Consider the following 21314-nt stretch of genomic DNA (forward strand, 5'->3'; position numbering starts at 1 on the left):
GCTCGAGGTCCCGGTCCTCGATGCCCATGCGGTCGCTCGGCCGAATGCGGCCGACAGAGGTCGTACTTGAGCCCGCCAGGTGAGTTGGTCCGGGAGCCCGTGCCGGTGTTCGCGCCGTGGGTGGTGCCCCAGGTGTTCGGCGTCTTCCGCAGCACCGAAGGGATCTACGGGGTCCTCCCGCTCTTCGCCGACGGCAAGGGGCAGGAGGCCAGGTCGGACCTCACCTCGGCGCGCACGACGCTGTTCCGGAACGGCGCGAAGGTGGGCTCGAGTTCCGACCCGCTCACCGGGAACAAGGCGTTCCGGGTCCCGGCCGCCGACGCCGAGTACACGCTGACCGCGTCGGCCACGAGGAGCGCCGAGGTCCACGCCGCCTCCACACGGGTCGACGCGCGCGGGACGTTCCACTCGAAGGCGCCGTCCTCCGGCCTGCCGACCGAACTGCCCGTCTCCACAGTCCGCTTCCTTGCGAAGACGGGACTGGACAGCCGAGTCGAGGCCGGCAGGACGGTCACCTTCCCGGCCGCCGTCGAGGGCGCGGCCAAGGGCCGGAACCTGAAGTCGCTGACGGTGTACGTGTCGTACGACGGTGGCCGGACCTGGAAGCGTGGCTTCCGGCAGACCGCATCGGCCAGAAGCGGCGGCGCCGCTCCTCGTTCACCGGGTCCCACTTTCGGATGGTCCGAGTCCGGCCTGTCGGCGGGGGTGCTCCCGCTGGTCGGCGGAGTGAGTGCCTCAAGGCGCCGCGATGGGATGGAGGTGCCGGCCGAGACCACGAGGAGCACATGAATGAGCAGATTGAAGATCACCTTTCTGCTCCACAACGCCTACACCGTCGATGGCACGGTGCGGGCCACGACCAACCTCGCCGCCGCACTCGCGACACGTCACGAGGTGGAGATCGTCTCTTGCTACCGCACCGCCGACCGGATGCCGCTCGCGGTGGCGGACGGGGTGAAGACGAGGGCGCTGGTGGATCTGCGGCCCACCTCCCGGCGGACCGCGGTCGAGGCGGCCGACCTGCGTTCGCCGGGAATCGTGTGCCCACATGATTCCCTCCACGCCGGCTGGACACCGCCGAGCAGGCTCGGCGAGACACGCCTTGCCGCATACCTCCGGAGCACCGACTCCGACGTGGTGATCGCGACGCGCCCGTACCTCGTCTGTTTCCTGGCCCAGCACGGCCGCACCGACTACCTCCGCGTCGGCCAGGAGCACGCCGGCCGCGCCGCGCACGGGGCAGCGCTGCTCGGCGACCTGGATGCGGCCATATCCCGCCTCGACGGCTACGTCACCCTGTCCCAGGCCGACGAACGGGCCCACGGTGCGGCGCTGCCTGGCGTGCGGACGCGGGTGACAAGCATTCCCGTCTGCTGTCCCGCGCCGGACGCCTCGCCCTCCACCGGCGGGTCCCGGATCGTGCTGGCCGGCGGCCGGCTGACACCGATGAAGCGCTACGACCGTCTCGTGGACGCGTTCGCCAAGGTCGCGGCCGTGCACCCGGACTGGAGTCTGCGGATCTACGGACGCGGCCGGGAACGGCTGCGGCTCCGTCGCCGCATCGAGGAACTCGGCCTGTACAACAACGTTCTGCTGATGGGCGCCCGTACGCCCATGGAGACGGAGTGGGCCAAGGGCGCTCTCGCGGTGGTGTCCAGCAGTCTCGAACCGTCCGGCATGTCCGTCGTAGAGGCCATGAGCTGCGGGCTGCCGGTGGTGAGCACCGACTGCGACCACGCACCTCGCGAGATCATCACGCACGGCGAGGACGGCCTCCTGGTCCCGGCCCACGGCCCGGTCGAGGACGTGCTCGCCGACGCCCTGTGCCGTCTGATCGAGAACGAGGCCGAGCGCGGCCGGATGGCCGCGGCGGCCCGGCGGAACTCCGAGCGCTTCCGCCCCGAATACATCGCCGCGCAGTACGAGGCCCTGTTCGCAGACCTTCGGCCGGAGCTCGACCACCGGTCATGGAGGACCGCGACCGCTCCCCGGCGGCGAAACCGGCTGTCCGTCCTGGGCGCCGCCCTGCTGCGACAGCCGGTCAGGGCGAGCTGCCAGGTCATGCCAGGAGGATCGCTGGCTTTTGAAGTGCCGGCAGACCAACTGACGTCCGGTGGCTGGGAGTTGGTCCTGCAATACCGGAACCAGAACATCGCCGGCACTCCGCGGATTCAGCTCGAACAGCCCGGCACGGGCGGCGACGGCAGCGTACGGGCCGTCCTCGACAAGCGCCACTGGGAACTCGCCGAGGGCGACTGGGACGTGTTCCTCCAACGCGCAGGCGGCAGCAGGCTGCGCCCGGTCCGAGCAGGGCTCGTCGAGACAGCGAGCCTCCTGGATCCCGCGGCTCCGCGGCCGACGGACAAGGGAGGGCAGAGGTGGATCCCGTACGCGACCGAAGGCGGAGGGCTCGCCGTACGCACCTGGCTCCGGCCCGCGCACGCGGAGGTCTCCTGCGTCGAAGTCGACGACAACGCGATCCGGTTGGCGGGCTCGCTCCACGGATCGACGGTGCGGGCGCACCACTACCGCTTCGTGGCCCGGCTCCAGGCAAACGGAGGCCACCTCATCGACGCCCCTTGCCCCGTCGATCAGTACGGCGGCTTCCACATCACCCTGCCGGTCGACGTGGTGGCGGAACTCCATCCCGGGGGAGAGGCGCTGTGGGATCTGCGCCTGAGCGCGTACGGCGGGCCGGAGATCCGCCCGGCGATGGTGACCGGCGATCTCGTCGACCGCCGGGACGTCTGCGTGTTCCCGGCCATCCGCTGCGCGGGTCCCCGCGGCACGCTGTCGCTCCGGCCCGAGCTGACACGTGGTCACGACCTGGTGTTGAGAACCGCCGACGCGGTGCCGGACAGACCGTAGGAGAGGAGAACCTCGTGAACACCGTTCCCGGGCCTGCGCGATGACCCACCAGCCGTGCTTGCCGAATCCGCCGGGGCTGCCGACAGCGCTCCAAGAAGGCATCGCATACGTCTCCGGCGGATTCAACATCGTGGTGTTGCTGTGCTGGGCCCTGCTCCTCTGCATGGCCTTGGCCGGCACACGCGTGAAGTAACGCGGTGACGATCAGAGGGCGACGAGCTGCCACTGCTGGTTGGTTCCGTTGCCGACGGGCCACTGGATGACGCGGGCGCCGTCGTCCGTTGACCCGCCGTCGACGTCCGCGCACAGCCCGGTGCGGACGTTGACGAGCCGGACGTATCCGCCGCCCGCGTCGACGAGCTTCCAGTGCTGGTTGTCGCTGTCGTTGTCCTGCCACTGGATGAGCTGGGCGCCCTGGCCGGAGCCTCCGGGGCTGTCGAGGACCTTGCCGCCGCGGCGGGCGGCGAGGCGGAAGGAACCGTCGGCGTTTGGCAGCAGCCGCCACTGCTGGTTCTCGCTGCCGGACCAGCCCCACTGGATGATTTTGGCGCCGTCCGCGGTGCTGCCGCCGGCGACGTCGAGCACCTTGCCACTGCGCCGGTTGACCAGCCGGAAGAAGCTGTTGGACAGGGAGACGGTGAGGTCCGTGCGCTGACCGGCGGTCAGGGAGACCTTTCTGGCGTGGGCGCCGAGGGAGGAGGGCGCGACGGTGGCCGTGGTGGTCACGGAGTCCATGCCGCGGCGGCTGATCAGGGTGACGTCCTGGTTGACGGCGGAGGTGACGGACAGCTTGGCGGTCCGCGCGTTCAGGTCCCAGTCCAAGCTGTGGATCCGGATCCGGCCGCGGGCCCGGACCCCGGTGATCGTGCCCTTCGGCAGTTGGTCGGGCAGCGCGGGGAGGACTTCCAGCACTCCGGGCCGGCTGTAGATCAGGGCCTCGGCCAGCACGCCGGGGATGGCGTTCGCGGCGTCGGCGTTGTAGATGTCGAGGTTCGGGTTGTGGGAGGTCATCAGCGACTTGAAGACCATGTTGTTGCCGAGGATCTTCCGCAGGTTGCCGTAGAACTGTCCGCCGTCCTTCAGCCGGGCTCCGGCCAGTGCGCGGTGCAGGCTGCCGTGGGCGGAGATGTTCTGGTCGCCGCGCTTTTCGAGGGCCCGCTTCGCCGGGCCGACCAGCGAGGGGGCGTCCTCGGGGTTGATCTCGTGCAGCGGCCAGGCGCCGTAGAGATGCTGGACATGCCGGTGGTTGTAGTTGTCGGTGAGGCTGGGCCAGGACCATTCGGCCAGTGCGTTGTCGCTGTTGACGCGGTAGTCCGGGATCTTCTTCAGCAGCGCCGTCCAGCGGGCGACGCCCTGGCCGCTGCCCTGTTCGACACCGAGGGTGTTTGCTGCGTCGATGGCGGCCTGGAGGGCGTGTTTGCCGGCCATGATGTCGCCGGTGGCGTTGATCGAGAAGTAGACGCCGGTGTTGCCGGGGGCGTTCTCCATGGAGAAGGACGGTACGAAGACCGCCTTGCCGTTCGCGTCGGTGCGGGTGAGGAAGTCCTCGTAGAACAGGGCCAGTTCCATCAGCGCGGGGCCGAGCTTGTCACGCAGGAACGCCTGGTCGCCGGTGACCTCGTAGTACTCCAGGAGCGGGTACAGCAGCCAGTCGGCGCCGCCGGTCCAGCACTGGCCGGGGAAGTTGCCGTTGTTGAAGTGCAGCATGTGGCCGTACTCGCCGTCGGTGCGCGAGGGGGCGAGGAAGCCGCGGGCTCCGTAGAGGTTCTTGGCGTTGGTACGCCAGTCGTCGAGCTGGCCGAGGATGAGGTTGAAGTACCCCTCCATCACCTCGGTCGTGTCGAGGATGTTGCCGCCCGCGACCTGGAGGTTGATGTTGGCGTCGGTGGTGAAGTCGTCGGCCCAGGCGGCGCCCCACGATCCGGCCCAGATGCCGGTGAGGCGGGGTGGCAGGATGCCGCTGGAGCTGATGAAGAAGTAGCGGCCGGAGTCGTAGAGACGTTCCAGCAGAGCCGTGTCGATGACGCTGCGGTCGGCGTTCTGACGGGAGATCAGTTCGCTGACGGAGAGCTGCCGGTCGGCGGCCGGGACGTTCAGGTCGAGGCGGGAGCGGTCGAAGAGATCGGTGTGAACGGCCGTGTGCCGCGAGCGCAGCGCGGTGTAGTCGGTGCCGAGCGCGGCCAGTTGGGCGTGCAGCGGCTCGGAGTCCCAGCCGGTGGACGACTCGTAGCGGCCCAGCTTCGTCAGCAGCAGCACCTTGGCCGCCTTCGCCACCACGATGGTGGAGCCGTTGACGGTGACCGTGGCGCCGGTGCCCGAGGCGACGACACGGGTGACGCCCTCGTAGCCGAAGGCGCCCTGCCCCGCTGGGTACTTGCCGCGCAGGTTGAGGTAGCCGGAGCCGTTGCTGACCGTGGCACGGGTGGTGAAGCTCAGGCTGCCGGGCAGACCGTCGAGTGCGGTGTGGACGCTCAGCGTGGTGTCGACGGTACGGCCGGAAGCGGGTATCAGCTCGTGGACGATCACCTTGTCGGCCCGGGAGACGAACCCCCGGCGGGTCCACGTGCCGAACTGGTCGGTCCAGCTCGAACTCACCTCGCCGGTACGGAAGTCGGTGACGCGCCCGTAGTTGTTGACCGTGGTCATGCCCGGGGTGTCGACGCGCAGTTCGTACGCGGGGTGGTAGGCCTGCGTCCAGCGCAGCGACCAGCCCGCGGCGTAGTCCCGGTTGGCGCCCGCATAGTCCCCTGCGAGTGCTTTGTCGCGTGCGCCTTCCAGTCGGCCGGCGATCACGGGCGGGGTCACGTCACGGGTGCCGTTCGGCAGCACCAGCCGGTGGTAGTTGAACACCACCTTCTCCAGGGCGGGAGCGCCGTGCAGCACGGCCCCGTATTCACCGTTGCCGGTGAGGAAGCCGTCGGTCCAGGAGGTGGCCGGGGAGGTGTCGTGGATACCGCGCTCGGGCAGTGTGATCTGCGGTGGCACGGCCGCTTCCGCCCGGCCCGAGAGGAGGCCGCCGGGCAGGGCGGCGGCTCCTGCGGTCAGCGCGGCCGCGGTGAGGAACTGTCTGCGGTCGATGGGTCTTGCCGTCACGGGGACTCCTTTGCCCGGTCGGCGGTGTGTGGTCGCGGGGGAGTGAAGCGGTGACCACCGTCGTCGTGGCCCACCGGTGTGGTGGCTCACCGGTGTACTGGCTCACAGGTGTGGTGACCCACCGCCGCCCGGTCGGATGGGAGCGGATCCGGGCGGCGGCGGGCGTATGGGGGAGAGGGATCAGAGGGCCGTGAACGTCCACAGCAGGTTGTTGCTGCTGCCGTACGTCCACTGCTTGGTGGCGGAGCCCGAGTCGACGTCGCCGCCGCCGTCGAGGACCAGGCCGGTGGTGCGGTTGGCGATCGTGAAGCGGTCGCCGCCCCGGTTGGTGATCTTCCACTGCTGGTTGGTGCCGCCGTTCCAGGGAGCCTGTCGGGCCGCAGAGCCGTCGGAGGTGGCGCCCCAGCCGTCGGCGACCATGCCGTTGGTGCGGTTGACGAGCCGGTAGTAGCCGCCTGCGATCGCCTCGGCGCGCCACTGCAGGTTGGAGCTGCCGTCCCAGGTCCACTGCTTGAGATTGGACCCCGAGTCCACGTTGCCGCCGCTGTCCAGGGCGAGGCCGTTGGTGGCGTTGGTGATCCGGAAGTACGTCGCCGGGTTGAACTGGACCCTCAGCGAGCTGATCTGGTCGTTGTTGCCGGTGGCCCGCAGGTCGGGGTTCTCGGCGGTGAACGTCCAGGAGGTACCGCTGAAGTTGTCCCCGGAGTAGCCGATCACCTGGTAGCCGGGGGCCGGCCGGAGGGAGGACACGGAGCGCGCGCCGAGTCCGGCGGCGGTCAGGTCGGCCGCGGTGTAGTCGCCGACGGTGAACACGCCCGCGTTGCCGCTGTAGTTGACGTCCGTGAAGGCGACGGCGCCGGTGAGCGGCCGCAGCGCCGGGATCGTGCCGGAGAAGGCAAGCTTCAGGACGTAGGCGCCGGCGGTGTAGGGGGCCGAGGACGGCAGGGTGACCGTGAGGCCGGAGGAGTTCTGGGTCGGCGCGGGCAGGTCGATGTAGGTGCCCGCGGTGGAGCCGAGGAGTTTTACGGAGGTCAGCGGCGAGAGGTTGATCCGGTCCGAGCTGAGGGTCTTGATCGTCAGTGCGCTGCCGGGCCAGCCCAGGACGGTGGCGTACAGGACGTTGCCGGCCTTGTTGCGGGTGAAGCGGATGTCCTGCGGCGTACCGGCGTGCGGGGTGGTGAACGCGCCGCCGCCCATCTTCGTCGGGCCCTCGCCGTACGCCGTCCAGGCGCGGGTCGCGTACACCGACTCGCCGAAGCGCTTCAGGTGGTCCCCGATGCCGAGCAGGATGTCCTTCTGCGCCTGGGGGATGGTGCCGTCGGCCATCGGCGCGATGTTCAGCAGCACGTTGCCGTTCTTGCTGACCCGGTCGATGAAGGAGTGCAGCATCTGCTGGATGGTGTAGTAGCCGATGCCTTGCGTATAGCACCAACTGCTGCTGGAGATGCTGTCGTCGGTCAGCCAGTACGGCGTGGTGATGTCGGCCGGGCCGCCGCGCTCGTAGTCGAAGACCTCGCCCTTGCCGTTCATGCCGTCCTTGTAGGTGGCGACGACCTCACGGCCCCAGCTACGCGCCTGGTTGTAGTAGTAGGCCAGGAAGTTCAGGCGCTGTTGCTCGTCGACGGCGTCCATCCTGAAGTCCTGCCACAGGATGTCGGGCTGGGCGAGGTCGATGACCTCCTCGAGCTTGTCGTACCAGAGCTGGTTCTCCGCGGCCGAGCCGAGCTGCCCGTAGAGCTTCTTGAGGCTGGGGTCGGTCTGGGCGGGGACGTGTTCGTAGAAGCCGTTGTAGTTGTACGCGTGATGCATGGCCACCAGCAGCTTGAGGCCCTTGGCGCGGATGGCCGTGGAGAAGATCCGCAGGAGGTCGAGTCCTGGGCCCTTGTCCACCGAGTTCCACTCGTTGACCTGGCTGTCCCACATCGAGAAGCCGTCATGGTGCTCCGCCACCGGGCCGGCGAACCTGGCGCCGGCGTCGACGAAGAGCTGCACCCACTCCTCGGGGTCGAACTTCCCGCCGGCCGACTTCAGCTTCGGCGCGAACTTGACTGTGTTGCCCGCCAGGTCCTTCGCTCCGTTGATGAAGTTGTGGTACGGCCATGCCGAGGGCTGGCCGTAGGTCGCGATGTGGTGCTGGTTGGCGTTGCTGCCCGCCTGGTACATGTTCCGCGGGTACCACTCGTTGTCGTAGGCGGGGACGCTGAAGGCGCCCCAGTGGAAGTAGATCCCGAACTTCGCGTCCTGGAACCACTCCGGGGCGGGCGGGTGCTGGTCGACGGAGTTCCAGTCGGGCGTGTAGGTGCTGGGCGCCGCCTGGGCGGCACCGGCACCGAACACGCCGCCGGCAACGGCCGTTGCGGCAACGCAGGTGGCACCGGCCAGGAAGTGGCGTCTGTTGATCGAACTAGACATGAAGAGACATCCCTGGTGCAGGAGGGGACAGGGGACTGCAAGGGGAAACGAGTCGGCGTGGCCGCTGTGCAAAGGGCGCCGCTTGTTACGCATGAAGGTCCGCCATGTCTCCATGGGATGTCAACCAGTGTGCAGGGATGAAAAGCGCCTTTCGGTCGGTCAATTGGCGCCACTTAGGTCATCTTTGATGTGATTTATTACCTCCCAAACATGGCATGTCTGCCAAGGGTTCGTGTCCGGTTGAGGTCATATGTCGGCGGGGATTGATGGGATGGATCTTGTCCCGCAGTCTCACCCTGCGCTACCCGGTTGGGCTCTGAGCTGGAGTTTCCATACGGATATGAACCAGGGTCTGGACAGCGGGCCGGAGGCGCACCTATAAACATCCCATCTCTATCGCGCGGCGATACATAGATGTCGTCGAGGCGAAACATCTCCCGCTACGGGACCGGCGCGAGGAAGCACCGATGAGAGTCAGAACCGCCCTGTGTTCAGCCGTCTCAGCCCTGTCCGCACTGGCTCTGCTCAGTGCGTGCGGCAGCGGCTCCACCTCGGCGTCGTCGAGCGACAAGCCGCTGGTAGGCGTCGACTACCCGCGCTCCGACACCGACTTCTGGAACTCGTACATCAAGTACACGCCTCAGTACGCCAAGGAGCTGGGGCTGGACCTGAAGACCACCAACTCGCAGAACGACGTCGCCAAGCTGACCGCCAACGCGCAGACGTTCATCAGCCAGGGCGTCAAGGGCCTCGCGATGGCCCCGCAGGACACCGCCGCCATCGCGCCCACCCTCGCGCAGTTGGAGGCGAAGAAGATCCCCGTCGTCACCGTCGACACCCGCCCCGACACCGGCAACGTGTTCATGGTCGTGCGCGCCGACAACCGCGCCTACGGCGAGAAGGCCTGCCAGTACCTCGGCACCAAGCTCGGCGGCAAGGGCAAGGTGGTGATGCTGCAGGGCGGCCTGGACTCCATCAACGGCCGTGACCGCACCGAGGCATTCAACGAGTGCATGAAGAAGAACTACCCGGACATCAAGGTGTTCGGCGAGGCCACCAACTGGGACGGGGCCGTGGCCGCCCAGAAGCTCCAGACCGACCTGACCGCCAACCCGGACATCAAGGGCATCTACATGCAGTCCAGCTTCGCCCTGTCCGGCACGCTCCAAGTCCTCAAGCAGAAGGGTCTGTTGGTCGACCCGAAGGACAAGAAGCACGTCTTCGTCGTCTCCAACGACGGCATCCCCGAGGAGCTCAAGTCCATCGCCGAGGGCAAGGTCGACGCCACCGTCTCCCAGCCGGCCGACCTCTACGCCAAGTACGCCCTGTACTACCTCAAGGCCGCGATCGACGGAAAGACGTTCAAGCCCGGCAAGACCGACCACGACAGCACCATCATCCAGGTCCGCGAAGGCCTGCTCGAGGACCAGCTCTCCGCCCCGCTGGTCACCGCCGACGGAGGCACCTACGGCGGCGTCCCCAGCGTCAAGAGCGACGACAAGTCGCTGTGGGGCAACAACCTCGGCTGATGGTCCATCCGGTACTGCAACGGCTCACGCACACAAGGCGGTTGAGATGAGCGACGGGGAGCGACCAGTCACCCCCGCGCCCGCGCCGGCGGACGACGGACGGGTCCCCTCGGACCCGCCCGTCGTCGAGGCGACGGGCATAGTCAAACGATTCGGTCCGACGGTGGCCCTGAACGGCGCCCGGATCACCATCAGGCCCGGTGAGACCCACGCACTCGTCGGCCGCAACGGAGCCGGCAAGTCGACCCTGGTGTCCGTCCTCACCGGCCTCCAGGCCCCCGACGAGGGAACGGTCACCTTCGGCGGCGAGCGCGCCCCACGGCTCACCGACCGGGACGCATGGCGTCAGCGCGTGGCCTGCGTCTACCAGAAGTCGACGATCATTCCCACACTGACCGTCGCCGAGAACCTCTTCCTGAACCGGCACGACCACGGACAGAGCCGGCTCATCAGTTGGCAGGCCACCCGGCGCCGCGCACAGGACCTGCTGTCGACCTGGTCGGTGGACGTCGACCCGCAGACCCCGGCCGGTGACCTGAGCGTCGAGCAGCGGCAGTTCGTCGAGATCGCCCGGGCACTGTCCTTCGGGGCGCGGTTCATCATCCTCGACGAGCCGACCGCCCAGCTAGACGCGGCTGCCATCAACCGTCTCTTCGACCGCATCCGCGACCTGCAACGCCAGGGTGTCACCTTCCTGTTCATCAGCCACCACCTGCAGGAGATCTACGAGATCTGCGACATGGTGACGGTGTTCCGGGACGCCCGGCACATCGTGACCGCGCCGGTCGCGGACCTCCCCCGCGCCGACCTCGTCGCCGCCATGACCGGCGAGGCGGCGGCCGACCGGCGCGAGGAACGGGCGAGCACCCTCGACCCCGGCGCCACGGCCGCTCTGAGCGTGGGCGCGCTGCGGGGCGACGCCTATCACGACGTCAGCTTCCGGATCGGGGCCGGCGAGATCGTCGGCCTCGCGGGCGCCGCCGGCAGCGGGCGCACCGAGGTCGCGGAGACCGTCGTAGGGCTGCGGGCGGCAACGGCGGGCGAGGTGGAGATCGCCGGTAACCGGCCCCGGCCCGGCAGCGTGCCGGCGGCGCTCGCCGCCGGCGCCGGATTCGTCCCTCAGGACCGGCACCACCAGGGCTTCGTTCCCGACATGTCGATCGCGGACAACGCCACCCTGTCCGTTCCGCGCAGGCTCGGTTCCAACGGGTTCCTCAGCCGCAGCCGCCGGGACCGGATAGCCGAGAGCCTGATCGACAACCTCGCGATCAAGACTCCCGGTCCCGAACTGCCCGTCTCCGCACTGTCCGGAGGCAACCAGCAGAAGGTCGTCATGGCCCGCGCCCTGGCCGACGACCCCCGGCTGCTGGTCCTGATCAACCCCACCGCCGGCGTGGACGTGCGCTCCAAGGAGTTCCTCCTCGGCAAGGTCCAGGAGACCGCGGAGACCGGCACCGGAGTGCTCATCGCCTCCGACGAACTCGACGACCTGCGCATGTGCGACCGGGTCCTGGTGATGTTCCAGGGCCGTGTGACCTCAGAGATCGCCCGCGGCTGGCACGACCACGACCTCGTGGCCGCGATGGAAGGAGTGGACCTGCATGCCTGAAACCGTCCTCGCGGACACTGCCGCCGCCAAGGCCCCGGAGCCCCGGCCGAAGCGGACCGCGCTGCTCGGCGGCCGGATACCCCTGGCCCGCCTGCGCGACCTCGCGCTCGTCCCGGCCATCGTGGTCATCGCGATCGTCGGACAGATCGTCAACCCGGTCTTCCTGCAGGCCGACAACCTCATCAACGTCCTGCAGACCATGTCCGAGATCGCCCTGCTGGTCCTCGCCCAGGCGATGGTCCTGATCGTCAAGAAGATGGACCTGTCGCTGGAGTCCACCATGGGCCTCGCGCCCGGTGTCGCGGCCTGGCTGGTGGTGCCGGCCGGCGCGACCCACGGACTCGGACTGCTCCCCGGCGCCTGGGCCATTCCCGTCACCCTCGCCGTGGGCGCGCTCGTCGGCGTGATCAACGCCCTGCTCATCATCCGCTTCGGCCTCAACGGCTTCATCGTCACCCTCGGCATGCTGATCGTCCTGCGCGGCATCCTCACCGGCATCTCCGGCGGCCAGACCTTCTTCCAGTTGCCGCCGTCGATGCTCTACCTCGGCACCGCACAGTGGTTCGGGATGCCCGCGTCGATCTGGATCTGCCTGGCGCTGTTCGCCGTCGCGATCGTGCTCCTCGGCTGGACGAGCTTCGGGCGCTCGCTGTACGCCATCGGCGGCAACGTCGACGCCGCGAAGGCCGCCGGCATCCGCACCGACCGCGTGCTGTGGATCGTCATCGTCACCGGCAGCGTGCTCGCCGCCCTCGCCGGACTGATGCTCTCCGGCCGCCTGGCCTCCGTCGCCTCGGCGCAGGGCAACGGCTACATCTTCACCGTCTTCGCCGCCGCCGTCATCGGCGGGATCAGCCTCAACGGCGGCAAGGGCACCATGTTCGGCGCGTTCAGCGGCATCCTCCTGCTCTTCATGATCCAGAACGTGCTCACCCTCGCCGGCATCCCCGCCCAGTGGATCGGCGCCCTCAACGGCCTCATCATCCTGGTCGCGTTGACCATCTCGCGTATCACGGGCGGCAAGGTCCAGGAGTGAACCGGGCGGCCGTCCCCGGGCGCCCCGCACCCTGCGCCGCACCGCCATCTCGTCGCAAGGGCCGTACTGCCCCTGCTCTCACAGGAGTTGCCGCCATGTCATCCGCCCTGTCCGCTTCACCTGCCACCGCCCGCATCACCGCCCTGGACGTCCTGGACGTACGTTTCCCGACGTCCGAGCACCTGGACGGGTCGGACGCGATGAACCCCGAACCCGACTACTCCGCCGCCTACGTCGTCCTGCGCACCGACGCCGGCGACGGACTCGAAGGCCACGCCCTGGCCTTCACCACCGGCCGCGGCAACGATGTCCAGGCCGCCGCCATCGCGGCCCTCGCCCCGCATGTGGTGGGCCTGTCGGTCGACGAGGTCTGCGCCGATCTCGGCGCGTTCTCCAACTCCCTCGTCCACGACCCGCAACTGCGCTGGCTCGGCCCGGAGAAGGGCGCGATCCACATGGCCACCGGCGCCGTCGTCAACGCCGCCTGGGACCTCGCCGCCAAGCGGGCCGGCAAGCCCGTCTGGCGCTTCCTCGGCGAGATGTCGCCCGAGGAGCTGGTCGCCCAGGTCGACTTCCGCTGGCTGTCCGACGCCCTCACCCCCGAGGAGGCCCTGGACATCCTGCGCCGCGCCGAACCCGGCCGCCAACAGCGCATCGGCCACCTCATCGACCAGGGCTACCCCGCCTACACCACCACCCCCGGCTGGCTCGGCTACTCCGACGAGAAGCTGGCCCGCCTCGCCCGCGAGGCCGTCGCCGACGGCTTCACCCAGATCAAGCTGAAGGTCGGCGCCGACCTGGACGACGACGTACGGCGCATGCGCACCGCCCGCGAGACCGTCGGCGACTCCATCCGCATCGCCGTGGACGCCAACCAGAGATGGGACGTCCAGCCCGCGATCGACTGGATGAGCGCCCTGGCCCCCTACCAGCCGTACTGGATCGAGGAGCCCACCTCACCCGACGACATCCTCGGCCACGCCGCCGTGCGCAAGGCCGTCAGCCCCATCAAGGTCGCCACCGGCGAGCACATCGCCAACCGGGTCGTCTTCAAGCAGCTCCTCCAGGCCGGCGCGGTCGACATCGTGCAGATCGACTCCGCCCGGGTCGGCGGCGTCAACGAGAACATCGCGATCCTGCTGCTCGCCGCGAAGTTCGGCGTCCCGGTCTGCCCGCACGCGGGCGGCGTGGGCCTGTGCGAGATGGTCCAGCACCTGTCGATGTTCGACTACGTCGCCGTCTCCGGCACGACCGAGGACCGCGTCATCGAGTACGTCGACCACCTGCACGAGCACTTCGTCGACCCGGTGCGCATCGTCGACGGCCACTACCTCGCGCCGACGCTGCCCGGACTGAGCGCGCAGATGCACGCCGAGTCCCTCAAGGAGTACGCCTACCCCGACGGCCCCGTCTGGACCGCCCGTGCCTGACGCCCAGGCCCTCGTCGACGCCCACCACCACGTCTGGGACCTGGACGTCAGACCGCAGCCCTGGCTGGACGAGCCCGGACACGAGCCGATCCGCCGCAACTTCAGCCCGCACGACCTGCGATCGGCCGCGACCCGGCCGATCGCGGGACGGCGGCTGACGAGCACGGTGGTCGTCCAGTGCGTCGCCTCCGTGCCCGAGACCCGCGAGCTGCTCGCCCTGGCCGACAGCGACCCGCTGATCGGCGCCGTCGTCGGCTGGGCGGACCTGACGTCCCCCGAGGTCGGCGACGTTCTCGACGACCTGCGGTCGGGACCCGGCGGGCGCTACCTGCGCGCCGTACGGCACGTCGTGCAGGGCGAGTCCGACCCGCACTGGCTCCAACGGCCCGACGTGGAAAGGGGGCTGCGAGCGGTGGGGGAGCGCGGGCTCGGATACGACGTGCTGATCCGCAGCCACCAGCTCCCGCAGGCGACCCGTCTCGCGGAACGACTCCCCGAGCTGCCGCTCGTCCTGGACCACGCCGGCAAGCCGTCGATCGCCGACGGTGACCTGGCCGACTGGGAAGGCCAGGTGCGTTTGCTGGCCGCACACCCGCAGGTGGTCTGCAAGGTGTCGGGGCTGATCACCGAGGCGGACCACGAGAAGTGGACCGTCGACGACATCCGCCCCGTGTGGGAGGTCCTGCTCTCCGCGTTCGGCCCTGACCGGCTGATGTTCGGCTCCGACTGGCCGGTCGCGAACCTCGCGGGCAACTGGAACCGCTGGGCCGCCACGGTCGAGGAGCTCCTGGACGGCTGCTCCGGCGCCGAGACCCACGCGGTGCTCGCCGGCACCGCGACCGCCTTCTACCGCCTGACCCCCGGCCCCACGAAGGAGGGGACGCCATGCTCCTGACAGAACTGCTGCACCCCGGGATCCTCGAATCCCTGGCCGGAGCCGGCCACGGCGCCCGCGTGCTGCTCGCCGACGGCCACTACCCCGCGAGCACCGCCACCGGCGAGCGCGCCAGAACCGTCCACCTCAACCTGGCCCCCGGCCTGCTCGACGTCACCACTGTCCTCGACGTCCTGCTGCGCGCCCTGCCCGTCGAGTCGGCCCACGTCATGGTGCCGCCCGAGGGCGAACCGGAGCCGCCCGCCATCGCCGAGTACCGCTCGATGCTGGCGCCCGTCCCGGTCGACACGCTCGGCCGCTTCGAGTTCTACGACGCCGCCCGCTCGCCCGACCTGGCGCTGGCGATCGTCACCGCCGACACCCGTACCTACGCCAACCTGCTGCTGACCATCGGCGTCCGCGCTGAAGGGACCCTGACGACACGATGACACTCGCCGTCCGTTACACATCCGCCCGCACACTGGACGCGGCTCCCGTCGAGCCCTCCCCGCCGGGTCCCGGTGAGGTGGAGCTGGCGCCGGCTTACGTCGGCATCTGCGGCACCGACCTCCACATCTTCCACGGCGACATGGACGCCCGGGTCGCCGCCCCCGCCGTTCTGGGACACGAGATGTCCGGCCTGGTCGTGCGGGTCGGGCCGGGTGTGGAGGGCTGGGCGCCCGGTGACGCGGTCACCGTCATGCCGCTGCGCTGGGACGACACCTGCCCTGCCTGCCAGGCCGGGCACCAGCACATCTGCCAGCACCTGGACTTCATCGGCATCGACTCCCCGGGTGCGATGCAGCAGCGCTGGACGGTGCCCGCTTCGACGCTGATCCGGCTGCCGGAGTCGCTCGCGCTGGACCGTGCGGCGCTGGTCGAGCCGACGGCGGTGGCCGTGCACGACGTGGGCCGGGCGAAGGTCGCCGAGGGCGAGAAGGTCGTGGTGGTCGGTGGCGGGCCGGTCGGTGTGCTGATCGCTCTGGTCGCGTGGGCCGCGGGCGCCGAGGTCCGGGTGGTGGAGCTGAGTGCCCACCGTCGGCTGCTGGCAGAGGAGTTGGGGCTGACCGTCTGGGACCCGGCCGCTGACGATATCGGCGTACTGGTCGGCGAGTGGACGCAGGACGCCGGCGCGGACGTCGCCTTCGAGGTGTCCGGCGCGGCGGGCGGCGTGGACACGGCCGTCGACGTCCTCGGTGTGCGCGGCCGTCTCTGCCTCGTCGCCATCCACCCCCGCCCCCGCGAAGTGAACCTGCACCGCTTCTTCTGGCGCGAACTCACCCTGGTAGGCGCGCGGTTGTATGACCGTGGCGACTTCGAGAAGGCGGTGGCCCTGGTCGCGGACGGCACGATCCCGGCCGAGCGGCTGATCAGCAAGGTCGTCCCGCTCACGCAGGCGCCGGCCGCGTTCGAGGCCCTGGAGGGCGGCGGTGACGTGATGAAGATCCTCGTGGACTGCACCGACGACGCCCAGGGAGTGAGCCTGTGACCGCCTTCGACCTCACCGGGAAGCTCGCCGTCGTCACCGGGGCCCGGCGCGGCATCGGCCGGGCCATGGCCCGCGCGCTCGCCGGAGCCGGCGCGGACATCATCGGCGTGAGTGCCTCGTTGGAGGAGTCCGGCAGTGCGGTGGAGAAGGACGTCCTCGCCGCGGGCCGCTCCTTCGAGGCGATCCGGGCAGACTTCGCCGACCCGGAGGCGGTACGGGCCCTGGGCGCGGACCTTGCAGGACGTGAACGCCCGGTGGACATCCTGGTCAACAACGCGGGCACGATCCGTCGCGCCCCGGCCGCCGAACACAACGATGCCGACTGGGAGTTGGTGCTCCAGGTCAACCTCAACGCCCAGTTCGCGCTGACCCGAGCGGTCGGCGCGTCGATGGTGGCCCGCGGCCAGGGCAAGGTCATCTTCACCGCATCGCTGCTCAGTTTCCAGGGCGGCATCACGGTCCCCGGCTACACCGCGGCCAAGCACGGCATCGCGGGTCTGACCAAGGCGCTGGCCAATGAGTGGGCCCCGCGCGGGGTGAACGTCAATGCCCTCGCGCCGGGCTACATCGCCACCGACAACACCCAGGCACTGCAGGACGACCCCGTACGCAGCAAGGCGATCCTGGACCGGATCCCGGCAGGACGCTGGGGTGACGCCGATGACCTGGCGGGCGCGACGGTGTTCCTTGCCTCGGACGCCGCCGCCTACGTCCACGGCGTGGTCCTGCCCGTCGACGGCGGATGGCTCGGCCGATGACCGGCACCGACCTGGCCTCCGTACTGGCAGGAGCCCGTCTCCTGCCGGTGCTGACCGTGCCTGTGGTTGCATCGGCCGGCCCGCTGGCCGACGCGCTCGCGGCGGGCGGCGCCCGGTGCGCCGAGGTCACCTTCCGCACCCCCGGCGCCGAGCAGGTGCTCAAGACGATGGCCGCCCAGGGCGGGCTCACCGTCGGCGCCGGCACGGTCCTCACGTCCGAGCAGGCGGAGCGGGCCGTGGCGGCCGGGGCCCGCTTCGTGGTCTCGCCCGGCTTCGACGAGGACGTCGTCGCCAAGTGCCGGGAACTGGGGGTGCCCGTGGTGCCCGGCATCGCCACCGCCACCGAGTTGATGCGCGCCCTGAAGGCGGGCCTCGACACCGTCAAGCTCTTCCCCGCCGAGCCGCTCGGCGGCCTGTGGACGCTGCGGGCACTCGCAGCCCTCTTCCCCCGGACGCGCTTCGTACCGACCGGCGGGATCGACGCCGACCGCATGGCCGCCTACCTCACCGACCCGGCGGTCCTCGCCGTGGGCGGTAGCTGGATGGCCACCGCTGCCCTGCTGGACCGGGGCGACTACGAGGAGATCCGCCGGCTGACCGCCGAGGCGGTGGAACGGAGCATGACGTGATCGATGTCGTGGCCCTCGGCGAGGTGATGCTGCGCTTCGACCCGGGCGAGGGACGGATCCGCACCGCCCGCTCCTTCCAGGTCTGGGAGGGTGGCGGCGAGTACAACGTCGTCCGCGGGCTGCGGCGCTGCTTCGGCCGGCGCACAGCCGTCGTGACCGCCCTCGCCGACAACGCGGTGGGCCGGCTCGTCGAGGACCTGATGCTCCAGGGCGGCGTCGACACCTCGCTGATCCGCTGGATACCGGACGACGGCATCGGCCGCACCGCCCGCAACGGCCTGAACTTCGTCGAGCGCGGCTTCGGGGTTCGCGGCGCGCTCGGAGTCAGCGACCGCGCACACACCGCCGTCTCCCAGATGCGGAAGGGTGACGTGGACTGGGACGCGGTGTTCTCGGCCGGGGTGCGCTGGTTCCACACCGGCGGCATCTTCGCGGGCTTGTCCGACACCACGGTGGACGTCGCCGACGAGGCCATGGCCGCGGCCCGTCGCCACGGTGTCACCATCTCCTACGACCCCAACCACCGCCCCAGCCTCTGGGCCGGCCGGGGCGGAGCCGAACGGGCCCGCGAGGTCGACCTGCGGCTCGCCCGGCACGCCGACGTCGTGGTGGGCGCCCTGGGTCTGGCCGGGGCGTACCCGGGGCAGGCGCGCGTCGGGGCCGACGACGTGGTGGACGCGCTCGCCGAGGTCGCCGGCCTGCTGCCCGGGGCCACGGTGCTGGCAACGACCCTGCGCGACGTGCCCTCGGCCGGCGTCAACGACTGGTCCTCGGCCGCCTGGTCCGCCGAAACCGGCCCCGTCATCGGCCCGCGGATGCCCGGCCTTCAGGTTCTGGACCGCATCGGCTCCGGCGACGCCTTCGCAGCCGGCCTGATCCACGGACTGCTCAACGGCACCGGCCTGGAGCGCGCCCTGGCCTACGGCACCGCCCACGGCGCGCTCACCATGACCACGCCCGGAGACGTCTCCATGGCCTCGCTCGCAGAGGTCGAGGCGCTCATCGCGGGCGGGTCGCCCCACGTCAGACGCTGACCGGCGCCCCATCGCCCGTATCCCAGGAGCACCTCTTGCACCAGCGGAAGATCCAGAACACGCCCGTCACGCTCACCGAGCTCGGCTTCGGCGCCTCCGTGATCGGCAACCTCTACCGCGTCACCCCGGTCGAGGACGCGACCGCTGCCGTCGATGCGGCCTGGGAGGCCGGTCTGCGGTATTTCGACACCGCACCGCACTACGGCCTCGGCCTTTCCGAGCGCCGTCTGGGCGCCGCTCTGCGAGGCCGCCCGCGCGAGGAGTATGTGATCTCCTCCAAGGTGGGCAGGCTGCTGGTGCCCAACGAGGAACCGCGCGGCGTCGACACCGAAGGCTTCGTCGTGCGGGACGACCTGCGCCGGCAGTGGGACTTCAGCCGCGACGGCGTACTGCGCTCCATCGAGGCCACACTGGAGCGCACCGGCCTGGACCGCCTCGACATCGTCTACCTGCACGATCCGGACGAGCACTGGCGGCAGGCGGCCCAGGAGGCCATGCCCACGCTCGCGGAACTGCGCGACCAGGGCGTGATCGGTGCGATCGGCGCGGGCATGAACCAGTCCGGGATGCTCGCCCGCTTCCTGCGCGAGACCGCCGCCGACGTGGTCATGCTCGCAGGCCGCTACACGCTCCTGGACCAGTCGGCACTCGACGACGTCCTGCCCGCCGCACGCGAACACGGCAAGAGCGTCGTCGCGGTCGGCGTCTTCAACTCCGGACTCCTCTCCCGCGACCGGCCCACCGAGGGCATGAAGTACGACTACCAGGACGCCCCGCCGACCCTCGTCGCCCGTGCCCGGACCATCGCCCAGGTCTGCGCGGCACACGGCACCACCCTCCCCGCCGCCGCCATCGCCTTCCCCTACACCGATCCCAGTATCATCAACGTCACCCTCGGCATGCGGACTCCGGAACAGGTCGGACGAAACGTGGAACTCCATGATCAGCGCGTCCCGGACGCCCTCTGGGACGATCTGCGCGCGCAGGGGCTGATCAGGTCGGACGTGCTCGCCGGGCACAGTGGGGGGAGGGATGTGCGGTGTCTCTGACGGACAAGGCCATCGAGCAGATCCGTGAGCTGATCCGGAGTGGTGACCTTCCTCCGGGCTCGAAGCTCCCACCCGAGCCGGACCTGGCCGCTCAACTGGGCCTGTCCCGCAACCTCGCCCGCGAGGCGGTCAAGGCGCTGGCCGTGGCGCGGGTCCTGGAGGTCCGGCGGGGCGACGGCACATATGTGACCAGCCTCCAGCCGAGCCTGCTGCTGGAGGGGCTCGGCGGCGCGGTGGAGCTCCTGCAGGGCGACTCGGTCGCCCTTCAGGACCTCATGGAGGTACGGCGGCTGCTCGAACCCATGGCCACGGCCCTCGCCGCCACACGGATTTCCGATGAGCAGCTAGCCGAGGTGAAGCGGCACCTGGACGCCATGCGTGAGGCCCGCGACGACGTCGAACGGCTCAACGCCCACGACGCCGCCTTCCACCGCGCCGTCGTCTCGGCCACGGGCAACGAGACCCTCCTCACCCTCCTGGAAGGGATCTCCGGCCGCACCCTGCGCGCCCGCATCTGGCGCGGTCTGGTCGACGACAGGGCCGCGGGCCGCACCCTCGCCGAGCACGAGGCGATCTTCAACGCCCTGTCCACCCGCGACGCCACCCTCAGCCAGGCCGCGGCACTGCTGCACGTGAGCAACACCGAACAGTGGCTGAGAGAGCACCTGCGCTCGGGCGAACCCCTCCCCTTCGGGACGACAGCGAGGAAGTGACGGGCGTCGCGGCCTGCACGGGTCGGCCTGGGGAGGCCAAGGGCACGAGGAGCCGGTCGGTGTCGAGGGACAGCAGGTAGTCGAGGGCGGTGGCCTGTGCGTCCAGGACGAGCCGGGGAGAAGGAGAGGGTTCATCAATCGCTCTGGCGATGTTGAGCTTCGCGCCCGGCGACGAGGGTGTCCGGTCCCGCTCGTCCTTCGTGTAGCGGTAGTACCTCCCGTTGTGCTTGATCACGGCCGAGTCGTTCTCCAGGAAGCGCCGCAACCCGAGCTGCGATGAACTGCACCGCACTCCGCTGCACGAAGGTGCCGATGTTCGTCTGGAGTGTGGCGAGTTCGCCCGCCTCCCACACCATCGAGCACCGCCAAGGAGCATGTTGTCCGCGCCTGCCTGCCCGGCCGGCGGCGGCCGCCCACATGCTGGGGTGAGCCGGCGCCACGTCGCAGCGTCTCCGACGGCATCCCTCGGACCCGGTTGACACCGCCCCGGCCCCCAACTTTTCATCGTTATACAACATCGGAGTCGCCCGTGCCCACCGCCACCGTCGACAACGTCACCGCACGGCTGCGTCTGACCGGCGCGGACGGTGACACGCAGTTCACGCGCACCACCCTGCGACCCAGCCGCACTTCACGAGCCGCTTCGCACCCGCCCCGGCCTCCCCGGTCGAGGACCGTTTGACCGGCCCGCTCTGCTACCTACCGCCCTGCTCCTTCACCGTTCTGCGCACCCGCACGGAAAGTGTCGTGCGCGCCCGCACCGAAAGCGATCAGCGATGACCCGACAGCCA

Annotated in this window: 16 protein-coding genes; 14 read left to right on the top strand and 2 right to left on the bottom strand. The window is 70.0% G+C overall.

Features of this window, described 5'->3' with window-relative positions; genetic code table 11:
- Window positions 1-66: 66 nt before the first annotated feature.
- Together ACZ69Q_RS09835 and ACZ69Q_RS09840 are read left to right on the top strand one after the other, a co-directional pair.
- The gene (locus ACZ69Q_RS09835) at window positions 67-789 is read left to right on the top strand and encodes a hypothetical protein (protein WP_471039147.1); all 723 of its coding nucleotides are present in this window, start codon (window positions 67-69) and stop codon (window positions 787-789) included.
- Entirely contained in the window at window positions 790-2868 is a 2079-nt protein-coding gene (locus ACZ69Q_RS09840; RefSeq protein ID WP_471039150.1) for a glycosyltransferase, read from the top strand.
- A 204-nt stretch (window positions 2869-3072) separates the two neighbouring features.
- Here ACZ69Q_RS09840 and ACZ69Q_RS09845 read toward each other — a convergent pair whose 3' ends face one another.
- Both ACZ69Q_RS09845 and ACZ69Q_RS09850 read right to left on the bottom strand, forming a co-directional pair.
- Complete coding sequence (locus ACZ69Q_RS09845) at window positions 3073-5961, bottom strand: glycosyl hydrolase family 95 catalytic domain-containing protein (RefSeq protein WP_471039152.1); 2889 nt, start codon at window positions 5959-5961, stop codon at window positions 3073-3075.
- A gap of 180 nt (window positions 5962-6141) precedes the next feature.
- On the bottom strand, window positions 6142-8373 hold the full coding sequence (locus ACZ69Q_RS09850; RefSeq protein ID WP_471039156.1) for an alpha-L-fucosidase: 2232 nt from the start codon (window positions 8371-8373) through the stop codon (window positions 6142-6144).
- Between the two features lie 467 nt (window positions 8374-8840).
- On the opposite strand from ACZ69Q_RS09850, the gene ACZ69Q_RS09855 reads away from it, so the two are divergent.
- From ACZ69Q_RS09855 to ACZ69Q_RS09910, 12 genes are all read left to right on the top strand, one after another.
- Window positions 8841-9902: a sugar ABC transporter substrate-binding protein gene (locus ACZ69Q_RS09855; RefSeq protein ID WP_471039161.1), complete on the top strand. Its 1062-nt coding sequence runs from the start codon at window positions 8841-8843 to the stop codon at window positions 9900-9902.
- A gap of 46 nt (window positions 9903-9948) precedes the next feature.
- Window positions 9949-11511 (top strand): sugar ABC transporter ATP-binding protein, encoded by a 1563-nt coding sequence (locus ACZ69Q_RS09860; protein ID WP_471039162.1) that lies wholly within the window; start codon window positions 9949-9951, stop codon window positions 11509-11511.
- On the top strand, window positions 11504-12547 hold the full coding sequence (locus ACZ69Q_RS09865; protein ID WP_471039164.1) for an ABC transporter permease: 1044 nt from the start codon (window positions 11504-11506) through the stop codon (window positions 12545-12547). Before ACZ69Q_RS09860 ends, ACZ69Q_RS09865 begins: the two co-directional genes overlap by 8 nt.
- A gap of 95 nt (window positions 12548-12642) precedes the next feature.
- On the top strand, window positions 12643-13977 hold the full coding sequence (locus tag ACZ69Q_RS09870; protein ID WP_471039166.1) for an L-fuconate dehydratase: 1335 nt from the start codon (window positions 12643-12645) through the stop codon (window positions 13975-13977).
- Complete coding sequence (locus ACZ69Q_RS09875) at window positions 13970-14872, top strand: amidohydrolase family protein (RefSeq protein ID WP_471039168.1); 903 nt, start codon at window positions 13970-13972, stop codon at window positions 14870-14872. The genes ACZ69Q_RS09870 and ACZ69Q_RS09875 overlap by 8 nt, the downstream gene beginning before the upstream one ends.
- A complete protein-coding gene (locus ACZ69Q_RS09880) occupies window positions 14863-15300 on the top strand; it encodes an RbsD/FucU domain-containing protein (protein ID WP_383449148.1) in 438 nt (145 codons plus the stop codon). The genes ACZ69Q_RS09875 and ACZ69Q_RS09880 overlap by 10 nt, the downstream gene beginning before the upstream one ends.
- On the top strand, window positions 15297-16340 hold the full coding sequence (locus ACZ69Q_RS09885; protein WP_471039171.1) for a zinc-dependent alcohol dehydrogenase: 1044 nt from the start codon (window positions 15297-15299) through the stop codon (window positions 16338-16340). Before ACZ69Q_RS09880 ends, ACZ69Q_RS09885 begins: the two co-directional genes overlap by 4 nt.
- Complete coding sequence (locus ACZ69Q_RS09890; RefSeq protein WP_471039174.1) at window positions 16337-17098, top strand: SDR family oxidoreductase; 762 nt, start codon at window positions 16337-16339, stop codon at window positions 17096-17098. The genes ACZ69Q_RS09885 and ACZ69Q_RS09890 overlap by 4 nt, the downstream gene beginning before the upstream one ends.
- A complete protein-coding gene (locus tag ACZ69Q_RS09895) occupies window positions 17095-17727 on the top strand; it encodes a bifunctional 4-hydroxy-2-oxoglutarate aldolase/2-dehydro-3-deoxy-phosphogluconate aldolase (protein WP_471039177.1) in 633 nt (210 codons plus the stop codon). The genes ACZ69Q_RS09890 and ACZ69Q_RS09895 overlap by 4 nt, the downstream gene beginning before the upstream one ends.
- On the top strand, window positions 17724-18761 hold the full coding sequence (locus tag ACZ69Q_RS09900) for a sugar kinase (RefSeq protein ID WP_471039179.1): 1038 nt from the start codon (window positions 17724-17726) through the stop codon (window positions 18759-18761). The genes ACZ69Q_RS09895 and ACZ69Q_RS09900 overlap by 4 nt, the downstream gene beginning before the upstream one ends.
- Window positions 18762-18796: 35 nt before the next feature.
- Window positions 18797-19810: an aldo/keto reductase gene (locus ACZ69Q_RS09905; RefSeq protein WP_471039183.1), complete on the top strand. Its 1014-nt coding sequence runs from the start codon at window positions 18797-18799 to the stop codon at window positions 19808-19810.
- Window positions 19801-20523 (top strand): FadR/GntR family transcriptional regulator, encoded by a 723-nt coding sequence (locus ACZ69Q_RS09910; protein ID WP_471039186.1) that lies wholly within the window; start codon window positions 19801-19803, stop codon window positions 20521-20523. The genes ACZ69Q_RS09905 and ACZ69Q_RS09910 overlap by 10 nt, the downstream gene beginning before the upstream one ends.
- Window positions 20524-21314: the final 791 nt, after the last annotated feature.

This window comes from Streptomyces sp. NPDC036764 (assembly GCF_055609385.1).